This is a genomic window from Thermus neutrinimicus (assembly GCF_022760955.1).
GTDB classification, from domain to species: domain Bacteria; phylum Deinococcota; class Deinococci; order Deinococcales; family Thermaceae; genus Thermus; species Thermus neutrinimicus.
The window spans coordinates 59209-71385 of the sequence record NZ_JAKTNU010000009.1; the positions used below are offsets into that span (position 1 = coordinate 59209).

Here is a 12177-nt window from a genome sequence, read left to right on the forward strand (position 1 = left end):
GCCTAACACGCCCGGTTTCTTGGGGGAAAGCAGTCTTGGAAGAAGCCCAGGGCCCGGGGGAGCTTCTCCGAAAGGGCCTCGAGGAAACCCTCGGGTTTTTTCGTGCGGAACCAGTGGAGGTCGTGGAGGTAGGTGAGGGGCACGTAAAAGGCCAGGCGCTCCCGCACCTCTTTGGGGTACAACCGCGCCAGGCGGAAAAGAGCCTCGCGGGCCCGTCCCTCCCCCAAGAGGTCCAGGCTTCCCGTCTTGAGGAGGGCCAGGTCCCGGGCGGGATCGTCCCCGCCGGAGCGGACCCAGTCCACCAGGAGCACCTCGAGGTCGTCATGGGAGGGGTTTTCCTGGGTCTTGAGGAGGAGGTTTCCCGCCCAGGCGTCCCGATGGCAGAAGCGCTTCTCCACCCCCGCCACCCAGGGGACCTCCCGCATGAGGGCCTTGGCGAGGGCAAGGGCTTCGGGCACGGAGGCCAGGCTTTCGGCGAAGCGCTCTAGCCTCTCCAGAAGCTCCTCCCGCTCCACGTACCCCGGCTCGGGGAGGCGGTGGAGGGAGAGGAAGAGGTGGGAGAGGGCAGCCAGGGCCTTGGGGGTGAAGGCTTCGGGGCTAAAGGGTTTTCCGGGGAAGCGGCGGATGACCAAGACCCCCTGTCCCTCCACCTGGGCCACCCCCAGGACAAAGCTTCCCAAGCCGGCGCGGGCCATCCTCTCCGCCTCGAGGGCTGCCAGGTGAGCCTCGCCAGCCCGGTATACCTTGTAGACCCTTTCCCCATCCGTGTACACCCGGGCTTCAAAACCGCCCAGGGGGGTGAGGCGAGGGAGGGTATCGGGGGAGAGGAGGCCCTTCAGGGCCGAGAGCACCACGGGGCTTATTCTAAGGGCCTCGAGGGGGGATGAGGGGTCCCACGAGGAGGTTGCCCTTGGTCATTTTCCTTAATCCTCATCCCCGGGTAGCCCGTAGTCTAAGGACGTGGAGCTTTTGCGCCCGGAGGCCACGGTGCTCTCCTTGGGGGACAGGGTCCTCTCCTTTGACCGGGAGGGCCGGCCCTACCACTACTTCCGCCAGGGACTTACCTTCAAGCGGGCCTTGGACGGAAGCCTGCACCTGCGCCACCGGGAAGGGGAGAGGAGAAGGCGCCGTTTGGCGGAAGGGGAGGCCCTGGAGGTCTATGGGGAAATCCTGGAGCTGGCGGATGCCCACCTGCAAGACCCCGTGCGCCGGGCCGAGGTCCTCCGCTGGACCCCGGAGGCCCTTTCCGACCCCACCCCTTATCGCCGGGCCTACGCCTGGCCCGTGAGCATTCTTCCCCCGGATGCCTACCTTTCCGTGGTCCTCCAGGCCACCACGGGGTGCACTTGGAACCGGTGCGCCTTCTGTTCCTTCTACCAGGACCGCCCCTTTCGGAAGCGAAGCCCTGAGGCTTTCCGGGAGCATGGGGAGCGGGTTTTGGAGCTTTTGGGAAGGGGAAGGCTTTTAAGGCGCGGGGTTTTCCTGGGGGATGGCAATGCCTTGGCCTTGGGCGAGCCCCTCCTTTCCCTTCTGGAAGAGGCCCGCCGGGCCTTCCCCGGGGAGCCCATCCTGGGCTTTTTGGACCTCTTTACAGGCTTGAAGAAGGAGGTTGCCTGGTGGGAAAGGCTCAGGGCCTTAGGGCTTAGGCGGGTGTACATCGGCTTGGAGACCGGGCATGCTCCCTTGCTTACCCTCCTTAACAAGCCCGGGCATCCCCGGGAGGCCTTGCCCCTGGTGAAGGCCTTGAAGGAAGCGGGGCTTTCCTTGGGGGTCATCCTCATGGTGGGAGCTGGGGGCTTGGCCTACGCCGAGGCCCACCGCCGGGAAAGCCTGGCGCTTTTGGCCCAGCTCCCTTTGGGGAAGGAGGACGTGGTTTACCTCTCCCCTTTCCAGGAGGAGCCTAGTACTCCCTACGCTCTCCTGGGCCTAGAGCCCCTTCCCCATGTGGAGGCGGAGCTTGCCGCCTGGGCCAGGGAACTCCGCCGCTTGGGGCTGCGGGTGGCCCGGTACGACATCCGGGAGTTTCTCTACTAGAGGACCCTGGGGCTGGTATACTCGGGCCATGAGCGCCGCGCACGAACGGGAACTCTATGAGGCCTGGGTGGAGCTCCTCTCCTGGATGCGGGAGTACGCCAAGGAGAAAGGGGTCCGCTTTGAGAAGGAGGCGGACTTCCCCGATTTCATCTACCGCATGGAGCGCCCCTATGACCTTCCCACCACCATCATGACCGCCTCCCTTTCCGACGCCTTGGGAGAGCCTTTTCTCCTGGCGGACGTCTCCCCCCGGCACGCCAGGCTGAAGCGCATCGGCATCCGCCTTCCCCGGGCCCACATCCACCTGCACGCCCACTATGAGCCAGGGAAGGGCTTGGTGACGGGGAAAATCCCCCTTACCAAGGAGCGCTTCTTCGCCCTGGCCGACCGGGCGCGGGAGGCCTTGGCCTTCGCCTAGTCCTCGAGGGCCTCCCATAGCCTCAGGACCACCTGGTGCAGGAGGGGGAATGCCCTGCGGGTGGGTCTGAGGCGAGGGCCTTCCACCTGCAAAAGGCCCTCTTCCGCCAGGGAAGCGGCGGCAGGCTGGAGCCTAGGCCAGAGGCTTAGGCCTGTTCTCCCCTCCACCGCCTCCACATCCACCCCCTCCCTCAGGCGCAGGCCCAGCATCAGGCTTTCCTTGGCATGCTCCAGGGGGGGGATAGCCTCCTCCTGAGGGGGCTCCCCCAGGAGCCAGCGGGGGAGGGGAGGGTTGGTGCGGCGGAGGGCGTAGACGGGTGCTGTGCCCGGGTACTGGCCGGTGGCCCCGGGGCCCAGGGCCAGCCAGAAGCCATTCCGCCAGTAGGCTAGGTTGTGCCGGGCCTCCTCGCCGGGCCTGGCGAAGTTGGATACCTCGTAGCGCACAAGGCCGGCTTCCTCCAGGATCTCCCCCGCCCTCTCCATGGCCCAGGCTTCCCGCTCCGGGTCCTCCTTCACGCCCAAAAGGGCAAAGGGGGTACCCTTTTCCACCTGCAGGGTGTAGGCGGATACGTGTCCTACCCCCAGGGAGGCGGCCTCCTTTAGGTCCTTCTCCACCTCCTGCATGGGCAGGCCCAGGATGAGGTCCAGGGAAACCCTAAATCCCCCCTCCAAAGCCCACTCCACGGCCTTCAAGGCTCCCTTTCGCCCATGGGCCCGGCCCAGAAACCTGAGCACCCGGTCCTGGAAGCTTTGCACCCCTAGGGAGAGGCGGGTTACCCCCAGGTCCTTTAGAAGGGCCAGGCGTTCGGGGTTTAAGGTGCCGGGATTGGCCTCGAGGGTCACCTCCGCACCCGCTTCGGGCCTCCAAGGGAGAGCCTGAAAGAGCTCCACCAGCTCCCGGTCTTTGAGGTAGCTGGGGGTTCCCCCGCCCAGGTAAAGGGTCGTTAGGGGCTCAGGGTGGACCTCGTTAAGCCTTTGGGCTTCCTCCTTCAGGCGCTTTAGGTAGGCCTCCACCCACCCCGGGCCCCGGCGCACCACGTGGAAGTCGCAGTAGGGGCAGAGGGTGGGGCAGAAGGGGACATGGACGTAAAGACTAGCCATGGTGGAGGGAAAGCTTCCCAGGGGGACGACCTTGTGGCTGGCGGAAAGGGCCAGCTTCGGGTACGCCACTCCTCGCTTTAAGTGTAGAGGAAAGTTCAGGGGCTAACGGACGGGCTCCAAAGGACCCCCTTTTGGGCCGAGGCGAGGGGGGTCAATGGCCGGTTAAGCACCCTTTTCGCCCAAGCCACGGCCTGCTCGGCGAGAAGAGGAGCCCCTTTCCCATCCTCTTCCGTGGCCTCAGGGGGGTCCCCCGGGTAGCGGCCTGCCACGGCGAAGGGGTTAAGCCGCACCAGGGTTTCTAGCTCTGGGGGCACCGGGAGGGGGGGACGGATCAGCCGAAGAAGCCGTGTCGTGGCTTTTGGGAAAAGGGACGCCAAGGGCGATAAGGAGTGCGTTGAGGGCCTTTTCTGCGGCCTGCTGGACGTCAAAGCACGGGTCCTCCCAGACCACCTCCGGGCTGGGCGGGCCCGGGCCAAGCTAAAGGTGCCTAAGCATCAAGCGGCATAGAGCACCCGGCCCTCCCTCAGGGCCTTTGGGTAGACGGTCAACCAGGCACTTTGATACTTCTCCAGGTCGTCCTGGGTGGCCAGGATAAGATCCAGGCTAAAGTCCCTCTTGACCTTACTGGTGGCCTCATAGAGGTCTTTCCAGACCCGCATGTTTTGTACTCATGGGGCACCACGATGAGAAGGTCGTAATCGCTTTCTGGGCGGGCTTCCCCCCGGGCCCGGCTGCCGAAGAGGCCGAAGAGGATGATCTTCCGCACCGGGACGGTTTTGAGGATGGCGGAAAGGACCGGCTCCAGCTCCGGGTACTCCACGCCCTTAGTCCACAAAGAGGAGGCGGAAGTCGTTGAGGTTGGTGCCGGTGGGCCCTGTGCGCAGGAGGGTTCCCGCCCGCTCAAAAAAGCCCAGGCTGTCGTTGGCCTCTAGGAAGGGCCTCGGGTCCAGGCCCAGGTCCCAGACCTCGGGGGTGAGGAGGGCCCCCGCCGCGCCCGAGGTTCCATCCAGCCCATCGGAATCCGCGGCCAGGGCGTAGAGGGGGGCTTGGAGGTGGGCGTAGAGGGCAAGGAGGAACTCCAGGTTCCGCCCTCCCCTGCCCCTTCCCCTCACCCGCACCTGGGCCTCGCCCCCGGAGAGGAGGAAAAGGGGGGTTTTGAAGGGAAGCCTGTGGGCGCGAAGGGTTTCCACCAGCTCCGCATGGAAGCGGGCTAGGGCCCGGGCCTCGCCGCCGAAGCGGTCCGAGAGGATCACCGCCCGGTGGCCTTGCCGCCTTAGGAACTCTTGGGCGGCCTCGAGGAGGTCCAGGTTGCGCCCGGCGATCCGGTAGGCGAGCCGCTTTAGGGCAGGGTCTTCTGGCTTCAGGGTTTCGGGAAGCCGGCCCCTCAGTCCCTCTTCCAACACCCGTCTGGCCTCGGGAAAAGCCAAGCCGTAGCGGTCCAGGATGGAGAGGGCCTCGAGGTAGGTGCTGGCATCGGGGTGGAAGGGCCCCGAGGCGATGACCCCGGGATCATCCCCTGGCACGTCGGAGAGGAGAAGTACCCGGACCTGGGCCCGGGTGGTCTTTAGAAGCCTTCCCCCCTTCACCTGGGAGAGGTGCTTGCGCACGGTGTTGATCTCCCTTATGCTGGCCCCGCTCTTTAGAAGGGCCTCCGTCAAGACCCGTTTTTCCTCCAGGGAAATCCCCAGGGGAAGGCACCAAAGGGCGCTTCCCCCACCCGAGACCAAAGCCAAAACCCGGGCCTTGGGGGAAAGCCCCTTAAGGAGCTCCAAAACCTCCTGGGCCGCTTTGAGGCTTTCCCCATCGGGCAGGGGATGGCCGGCGAAGACCGCCCTTAGCCCCAAGGCGTCCTGCCCCTTGGGCAGGGTGAGGTGATAGGGCACCTCCCCGTAGCGATCCAAGGCTGCCCTCAGCATCCACGCCCCTCCCTTGCCCACCGCCAGGATAAGGTGGGGCTTGGCCTTGGGAAGGGCCTTAAGGGTGAGGCGGTAGGGGTGGGCTTCCTTTAGGGCTTGGTGGAAGGTGGCAAGAAGAAGGAGTTTCACCTTTAGGCCGGATCCGTTTGGGCGAAATCGTCACCCTTATAAAGTAGGGGCATCCCTTCCAGGCGAGCCGTGGCGTAGCTTAAACGATGGCCAAAGTTGAGCCCTGCCGGGTGTTGCGCACGGCCATAGCGTCTATAGGTATGGATAGCCTCTTGAGCATGCCCCTTGGTAAAGGGGTCCACCTCTGCTTGGAGAATGTCTTTATGGTGGAGGCCATGCTCCGATTATAGAGCAAGCCCGTTGGTCTCCTTTTCCTCAAGGCCCCCACCCGCATATAGCATCTCCAAAAGCTCCGCCGTGTGCACAATGGGGATGCCCTGGTCCAGGTAGGCCTGAATCTGGGTGAGGCAGCCGATGTTGCCCGTAACCACCAGGTCGGGCTGGGTAGCCTGGAGATTTTCCGCTTTTCTCCTGCCCAACACCTCGGCGATCTCCGGTTGGAAAAGGTTGTAGGTGCCGGCGCTTCCGCAGCAGATCTCCCACTCCTTGGGCTCCAGCACCTCCACCCCGGATGCCTTCAGGATCCTCCTCGGGGCTTCCCGCACCCCTTGGGCGTGGGCCAGGTGGCAGGCGTCGTGGTAGGCCACCCTGAGGGGCCTTGGGGGCGGGGGAGGGGGGATGAAGCCCAGCTCCTCCAGGATGACGGTGAGGTCCTTCACCTTGGCGGCCAGGGCCCGGGCCTCCTCCTCCTCGGGCTCCCCCAGGAAGAGAAGGGGATACTCCTTCATCCCCGAGCCGCAACCGGCGGCGTTGGTGACCACATAGTCCACCTCCCGGAAGACCTGAAGGTTCCTTCGGGCCAAAGCCCTGGCCCCCTCCTTGTCCCCAGCGTGGAGGTTCAAGGCCCCACAGCAGACCTGCTCCTGGGCCACCCATACCTCCACCCCGTTTTCCTGGAGGACCCGGATGGTGGCCCGGTTGATGGAGGGCCTCAGGACCTGCTGGGCGCATCCCAGCAGGATTCCCACCCTGGCCCGCCTTTGGCCCTTGGCGGGGTAGACCTCCTGGTAGGACTCCCTTTCCGGCAGGCGGTCGGGAAGGAGAGCGATGGGGGCCTTTAGGGCCTTGGGTAGGGGAAGGGGCTTCAGGAGGGGTTTTAGCCGGCTTCCTAGTCCGGCCAGGGGCCGAAAGCGCTCAGGGTAGGGGAGGATGCGGAGGAGGGACTGGCGATAGGCCAGTTCCAGGGGGTAGCGGTGGCGCTTCTTTTCGGTGTGGAGGCGGAAGGTGGCGATGAGCTCCCCGTAGGGGACGCCGCTGGGACAGGCGGTAACGCAGGCCTGGCAGGCCAGGCAACGATCCAGGTAGGGAAGGGCTTCCTCCAGGGGAAGGTTGCCCTCGAGGACCTCCTTCATGAGGAAGATCCGCCCCCTGGGGGAGTCCATCTCCTCCTGCAGGACCAGGTAGGTGGGGCAGGTGGGGAGGCAAAAGCCGCAATGCACGCAGGCCTCTATGGCGTGGGCCATCACCTCCCCTTCCTTGCCCAGGGTTTCCACGGGTATGCGGTGCTGCATGCTCTCACCCTAAGGGAAAACGGCCCCTGGGGTCCAGGGCCAGCTTAACCTCGCGGAAAAAGGCTTCGGGCGGGAGGGGGAAGAGGGGGTCCTGGGCGCCCTTTAGGACCAGGTGGGGAATCCCTGCCCGCCTGAGGGATTCCAGTCCCTTGGCCTCCATCCCCGCATAGAGGAGTTCCCCTCCCCCCAGGTACCGCCTGGGCCCCAGGGGCAGGCCTTCCAGCTTGGGCACCAGGGCCAGGGTGGAGGGAACCTTGACCCAGATGGGGGCCTCCTCCAGGAAGCGGAGGTTTCGCACCCCTTCCCAGTGGGCTTCGTCCTCCGCCAGCACCTCGCCTTCCTTTTGCAGGATTTCCTGTAGCCGCTTTAGCCTTTTCCCCAGGCTTTCGGGGAACCCCCCCAGGCGGATCTCCAGGGTGGCCGGGGGGATGAGGTCCAGGGCCAGAAGGTCCAGGGGAAGTACCCGGAGGCGTTCCATGGCGGCAAGGGCCTCCCCTGGGTTCCCATAGGCCAGCCGCAGGGTTTGGGTGGCCCTGGGGGAGGGGAAGACCTTGAAGGAAAGCTCCACCATGACCCCGAAGGTTCCCAGGGAACCCACCATGAGGCGGTGGAAGGGGAAGCCGGCGGCGTTTTTCACCACCTTGCCCCCGCCCCGCACCAGCCTCCCTTCCCCGTCCACGAAGCGCACCCCCAGGATGAAGTCCCTCAAGCCCCCAAACCGCTCCCGCATGGGTCCGGAAAGCCCCGCTGCCACCGTGCCCCCCAGGGTGGCCCCCTGCTCCGCCAGGGGTGGGTGGAAGGGCAGGTACTGGCCGTGGGCCCGCAGGGTTTCCTCGATCTCCTTAAGGGGTGTGCCGGCGTATGCGGTGAAGACAAACTCCTCGGGGGCATACTCCAGGATGCCCCTGAGGCCCGAGAGATCCAGGAGGGTCTCCCCTTCCTTGGGGGTGGAAAGGGCGGGCTTGGTCCCGCCCCCCTTGGGGCGCAGGCGGGCATGGGTGCGCACAGCTTCCTGCACTTCTTCCAGAGAGGAAGCGAAAACCTCAGGCATAGAGCTCTCCCAGGTCAGTTTTCAGGCCACCTTGATGCGGGCTTTGCCCGTAGCCTGGGAGCACCTTGCCCCGGTTGGCCAGGCCCTTGGGGTCCAGGGCCTCCTTGACCCGTTCCATGGCCAGGAGGTCTTCGGGAGCGAACATCTTTGGCATATACCCCTTCTTCTCCACCCCGATGCCGTGCTCCCCGGTCAGGGACCCCCCCAGGCGCACGCAAAGCTTTAGGATCTCCCCGGCCAACTCCTCCGCCCGCTCCAGCTGTCCGGGTTTCTTGCCGTCGTAGAGGACCAGGGGGTGAAGGTTCCCGTCTCCGGCGTGGAAGACGTTGGCCACCCTAAGGCCGTACTCCTGGGAAAGCCTTCCGATCTCCTTCAGGGCCTCCCCCAGGCGGCTTCGGGGCACCACCCCATCCTGGACGATGTAATCGGGGGAAAGCCTTCCCACGGCGCTGAAGGCGGCCTTGCGCCCCTTCCAGATGGCCTGGCGCTCCGCCTCGCTTTGGGCGATGCGCACCTCCAGGGCGCCGCTTTCCCTGATCACTTGGGCCAGGAGCCTGGCCTCCTCTTCCACCTCCTCCTTGGGGCCTTCCAGCTCCACGATGAGGAGGGCCTCCACCCGAGGGTAGCCGGCCCTCACCGCTGCCTCGGCGGCTTCTATGGCCAAGCGGTCCATGATCTCCATGGCCCCGGGGAGAAGCCCGCTTTGGATCACCCGGCTCACGGCGTCCCCGGCGGCCTCGAGGCTCCCGTAGGCGGCCAGCAGGGTGTGGTAGGCCTCGGGCTTGGGAAGAAGCCTCAGGGTGATCTCCAAGGCTACCCCCAAAAGCCCCTCGGTGCCCACGAAAAAGCCGTGGAGATCGGGGCCTACTCCCTCCAGGCTCTCCCCGCCTAAGCGCACCACCTCCCCTTTGGGGGTGACCACCTCGAGGCCCAGCACGTGGCCTGCCGTCATCCCGTATTTCAGGCAGTGGGCCCCGCCGGAGTTGAAGGCCACGTTCCCGCCGATGGTGGAGATGGGCTGGCTGGAGGGATCGGGGGCGTAGTAGAGGCCAAAGGGGGCCGCCTGCCGGGAAACCTCCAGGTTCACCACCCCCGGCTCCACCACCGCGATCCGGGCCTTGGGGTCCAGGCGCAGGATGCGGTTCATGCGGTTGAGGGCGATGACCAGGCCTCCCTCCACGGGCAAGGAGCCTCCCGAGAGGCTGGTGCCACTTCCCCGGGCCACGAAGGGCACCCCGTGGCGGTAGCAAAGGCGCACCGCCTCCACCACCTCCTCCTTCCCTTCGGGAAGCGCCACGGCCAAAGGACGCTTGCGGTAGGCGGTGAGGGCGTCGGACTCGTAAGGCACAAGCTCCGCCTCCCTGGTCAGCAACCTCCCCGGGGGAAAGAGGGCCCTAAGCTCTTCCAGGAACCCCATTGCCACCTCCTGCCTCAAGTTTATCGGAAGGGGCGTGTGGCCTGCCCCGCCCCTTCCTGGCCCATTTCCCTTGGCCTCAATCCAGATAGTCGTAGGCCACCAGGGTCAGAAACTCGATGAACTCCTCAGAGAGGACCAGCTTGTCCAGGATCTCCTCGGCCTCCTTGTAGCGGCCGACCCCCCGTCCGCCCAGCTTGGCCAGCTCCTCCTCCTTGATCTTCTGGTAAAGCTCGGCGGTGACCGGGCGGCCGTCCTCCAGGGTGGCCTGCCGGTGCACCCATTGCCAAAGCTGTGCCCTGCTGATCTCAGCGGTGGCGGCATCCTCCATGAGGTTGAAGATGGCGGCGGCCCCGTTGCCGAGGAGCCACTGGTTCAGGTACTGGAGGGCCACGGAGATGTTGTTGCGCAGGCCCGCCTCCGTCACCTTGCCCCCCGGGATCTGGAAGTTCAGAAGGTCCTCCGCCCTCACCTGGACGTCCTCGCGCCGCACGTGCTTCTGGTGGGGCTTATCCCCCAGGTACCGGTCGAAGACCTCCTGAGCCACGGGCACCAGGTCGGGGTGGGCCACCCAGGTGCCGTCAAATCCCTGGGAGGCCTCCCGCTCCTTGTCGGAGCGCACCTGCTTTAGGGCCCTCTCGTTCACCTCGGGGTCCTTGCGGCTTGGGATGAAGGCGGCCATGCCCCCGATGGCGTGGGCCCCGTGGATGTGGCAGGACTTCACCAGAAGCTCGGTGTAGGCCTTCATGAAGGGCACGGTCATGGTGACCTGGGCCCGGTCGGGGAAGATGGGGGCGGTGGTGGCGAACTTTTTGATGCAGCTGAAGATGTAGTCCCAGCGGCCGGCGTTGAGCCCAGCGGCGTGCTCTTTGAGCTCGTAGAGGATCTCCTCCATCTCGAAGGCCGCCAGGATGGTCTCGATGAGCACCGTGGCCCGGATGGTGCCCCGGGGGATGCCCAGGTAGTCCTGGGCGAAGTTGAAGACCTGGTTCCAAAGCCGGGCCTCGAGGTGGCTTTCCATCTTGGGCAGGTAGAAGTAGGGGCCGCTTCCTTGCCTCAGGAGCTCGTGGGCGTTGTGGAAGAAGTAGAGGCCGAAGTCAAAGAGGCTTGCGGAGATGGGCTCCCCGTCCACCCGCACGTGTTTTTCCACCAGGTGCCAGCCTCGAGGCCGGACCACCAGGGTGGCCACCTTTTCCCTCAGCTTGTACTCCTTCCCCTCCGGGCTTACAAAGTCGATCTGGCGGCGGACGGCATCGTAGAGGTTCTTCTGTCCCTGGATCACGTTGTCCCACGTGGGAGAGAGGGCGTCCTCAAAGTCCGCCATGAAGACCTTGGCCCCGGAGTTCAGGGCGTTGATGATCATCTTGCGGTCCACGGGACCGGTGATCTCCACCCGGCGGTCCAGAAGGTCCGGCGGGGCCTCCGCCACCTGCCAGGACCCGCCCCGCACGAAGGCGGTTTCCTCGGGAAAATCCGGTTTTCCCCCGGCCTTGTACCTTTCCCAAAGGGTTTTCCTGCGCTCCAAAAGCGCCTTGCGCACGGGGTTGAACTCCCGGTGCAGGGCCGCCACGAACCCCAAGGCCTCTTCCGTGAGCACCTCTCCCAGGAGGGGATGGTCTTTGAGGATTTCCACGCCCTTCATGGTGGTTTGAGCCTAAGGGAGGGGGTGAGGATTTGTCAAGAAGCAAAACGATTTTTTGTATATTGAAAAATAACCCAGGGGGTGCTAGCCTGGGACCCATGCCACGACCCAGGAGGAAAGGAGCCGAGGAGGTGAAGACCTTGGAGCGGGGCCTGAGCGTCCTCGAGGCCTTGGCGGAGCTTAGGGAAGCGGGGCTTTCCCCCCTGGCCGAGCGGACGGGACTCACCAAAAGTACCCTTTACCGCCTCCTCCAGACCCTGGTGCGCCACGGCTTTGTGGAGGAGGAAAGGGGGGTTTACCGGGTGGGGCCCAAGGCCTTTGCCGTGGGTCAGGTTTATCCAAGGCAGAACCTGCTCCTCGCGGTGCATCCTGAGATGGAGGCCTTGGCGGCGGAGACGGGGGAGAGCGTGAACCTGGCGGTGCTGGCGGGGAGGGAGGCCCTCTATCTGGACCAGGCGGAGGGGGCCAGGCTGGTGCGGCTCTTCACCGCTCCGGGAAGCCGGGCTCCCCTGCACGCCACGGGGGTGGGGAAGGTGCTTCTCGCCTTCCGGGGCATTCCCGAGGGGCTACCCCTCACCCCCTACACCCCTTCCACCCTTACCCGCCTCGAGGACCTGAGGCGGGAGCTGGAAACCGTGCGCCGGAGGGGCTACGCCCTGGACAACGAGGAGAGGGAGCTGGGGGTGCGCTGTGTGGCCGCTCCCGTTTTCGGCCCCGAGGGGGAGGTGGTGGCGGCCCTGTCCCTCTCTGCCCCCGCCAGCCGCCTTTCCCTGGAGGAGGCCCACCGCTTGGCTTCCCGGGTGATGGAAGCGGCCAGGAAAGCTTCCTTGCGCCTAGGTTTTGTGCCTGCTTTATAATAGCATTGGTTAGGAGGGTTTAGCGGAGGGAGCTAAAGGCCATGGACAAGGACCGTCCCGTGTACGTGATCTCTGTGGCGGCGGAGCTCTTGGAGATGCACCCGC

The 12177-nt window shown here is 65.5% G+C and carries 13 protein-coding genes and 1 pseudogene; 3 read left to right on the forward strand and 11 right to left on the reverse strand.

Annotation, left to right across the window (positions count from 1 at the left end; translation table 11 throughout):
* Positions 1-2: 2 nt before the first annotated feature.
* The gene (locus L0C59_RS07050; RefSeq protein WP_243090643.1) at positions 3-854 is read right to left on the reverse strand and encodes a phosphotransferase; all 852 of its coding nucleotides are present in this window, start codon (positions 852-854) and stop codon (positions 3-5) included.
* A gap of 106 nt (positions 855-960) precedes the next feature.
* Here L0C59_RS07050 and L0C59_RS07055 point away from each other — a divergent pair, with 106 nt between their 5' ends.
* Together L0C59_RS07055 and L0C59_RS07060 are read left to right on the forward strand one after the other, a co-directional pair.
* On the forward strand, positions 961-2034 hold the full coding sequence (locus L0C59_RS07055) for a radical SAM protein (protein WP_243090644.1): 1074 nt from the start codon (positions 961-963) through the stop codon (positions 2032-2034).
* A gap of 28 nt (positions 2035-2062) precedes the next feature.
* Entirely contained in the window at positions 2063-2452 is a 390-nt protein-coding gene (locus L0C59_RS07060) for an NADH-quinone oxidoreductase subunit 15 (RefSeq protein WP_243090645.1), read from the forward strand.
* On the opposite strand, the gene hemW is transcribed toward L0C59_RS07060, so the two are convergent.
* The 10 genes and pseudogenes from hemW to aceB form a co-directional block, all read right to left on the reverse strand.
* Entirely contained in the window at positions 2449-3552 is a 1104-nt protein-coding gene (hemW, locus tag L0C59_RS07065; protein WP_243090664.1) for a radical SAM family heme chaperone HemW, read from the reverse strand. The genes L0C59_RS07060 and hemW overlap by 4 nt on opposite strands.
* 279 nt (positions 3553-3831) lie before the next feature.
* Positions 3832-4002: a HEPN domain-containing protein gene (locus L0C59_RS07070; protein WP_243090646.1), complete on the reverse strand. Its 171-nt coding sequence runs from the start codon at positions 4000-4002 to the stop codon at positions 3832-3834.
* A gap of 44 nt (positions 4003-4046) precedes the next feature.
* A complete protein-coding gene (locus L0C59_RS07075; RefSeq protein ID WP_243090665.1) occupies positions 4047-4211 on the reverse strand; it encodes a hypothetical protein in 165 nt (54 codons plus the stop codon).
* A 47-nt stretch (positions 4212-4258) separates the two neighbouring features.
* Positions 4259-4372 (reverse strand): annotated as a pseudogene (locus L0C59_RS11130) (nucleotidyltransferase domain-containing protein); the annotation flags it as partial.
* Between the two features lie 4 nt (positions 4373-4376).
* Positions 4377-5597: a glycerate kinase type-2 family protein gene (locus L0C59_RS07085; RefSeq protein ID WP_243090647.1), complete on the reverse strand. Its 1221-nt coding sequence runs from the start codon at positions 5595-5597 to the stop codon at positions 4377-4379.
* A gap of 2 nt (positions 5598-5599) precedes the next feature.
* A complete protein-coding gene (locus L0C59_RS11205; RefSeq protein WP_341474743.1) occupies positions 5600-5779 on the reverse strand; it encodes a type II toxin-antitoxin system VapC family toxin in 180 nt (59 codons plus the stop codon).
* Positions 5780-5821: 42 nt separating this feature from the next.
* Entirely contained in the window at positions 5822-7108 is a 1287-nt protein-coding gene (gene glcF / locus L0C59_RS07090; protein ID WP_243090648.1) for a glycolate oxidase subunit GlcF, read from the reverse strand.
* Between the two features lie 4 nt (positions 7109-7112).
* On the reverse strand, positions 7113-8159 hold the full coding sequence (locus L0C59_RS07095; protein WP_243090650.1) for an FAD-binding protein: 1047 nt from the start codon (positions 8157-8159) through the stop codon (positions 7113-7115).
* Positions 8152-9576 (reverse strand): FAD-linked oxidase C-terminal domain-containing protein, encoded by a 1425-nt coding sequence (locus tag L0C59_RS07100; protein WP_243090652.1) that lies wholly within the window; start codon positions 9574-9576, stop codon positions 8152-8154. Before L0C59_RS07100 ends, L0C59_RS07095 begins: the two co-directional genes overlap by 8 nt.
* A gap of 76 nt (positions 9577-9652) precedes the next feature.
* Positions 9653-11215, reverse strand: coding sequence for a malate synthase A (aceB, locus tag L0C59_RS07105; protein ID WP_243090654.1), 1563 nt, complete (start codon positions 11213-11215; stop codon positions 9653-9655).
* Positions 11216-11313: 98 nt separating this feature from the next.
* Between aceB and L0C59_RS07110 the strand changes: the two genes are divergently transcribed.
* The gene (locus L0C59_RS07110) at positions 11314-12072 is read left to right on the forward strand and encodes an IclR family transcriptional regulator (protein ID WP_243090656.1); all 759 of its coding nucleotides are present in this window, start codon (positions 11314-11316) and stop codon (positions 12070-12072) included.
* Positions 12073-12177 lie beyond the last annotated feature (105 nt).

Excerpts from the sequence above, each read along its gene's own strand:
- L0C59_RS07060 (WP_243090645.1), top strand. The coding sequence starts at position 2,063 with ATGAGCGCCGCGCACGAACGGGAACTCTATGAGGCCTGGGTGGAGCTC.
- hemW (WP_243090664.1), bottom strand. The coding sequence starts at position 3,552 with ATGGCTAGTCTTTACGTCCATGTCCCCTTCTGCCCCACCCTCTGCCCC.
- L0C59_RS07075 (WP_243090665.1), bottom strand. The coding sequence starts at position 4,211 with ATGCGGGTCTGGAAAGACCTCTATGAGGCCACCAGTAAGGTCAAGAGG.
- glcF (WP_243090648.1), bottom strand. The coding sequence starts at position 7,108 with ATGCAGCACCGCATACCCGTGGAAACCCTGGGCAAGGAAGGGGAGGTG.
- L0C59_RS07095 (WP_243090650.1), bottom strand. The coding sequence starts at position 8,159 with ATGCCTGAGGTTTTCGCTTCCTCTCTGGAAGAAGTGCAGGAAGCTGTG.
- L0C59_RS07100 (WP_243090652.1), bottom strand. The coding sequence starts at position 9,576 with ATGGGGTTCCTGGAAGAGCTTAGGGCCCTCTTTCCCCCGGGGAGGTTG.
- aceB (WP_243090654.1), bottom strand. The coding sequence starts at position 11,215 with ATGAAGGGCGTGGAAATCCTCAAAGACCATCCCCTCCTGGGAGAGGTG.
- L0C59_RS07110 (WP_243090656.1), top strand. The coding sequence starts at position 11,314 with ATGCCACGACCCAGGAGGAAAGGAGCCGAGGAGGTGAAGACCTTGGAG.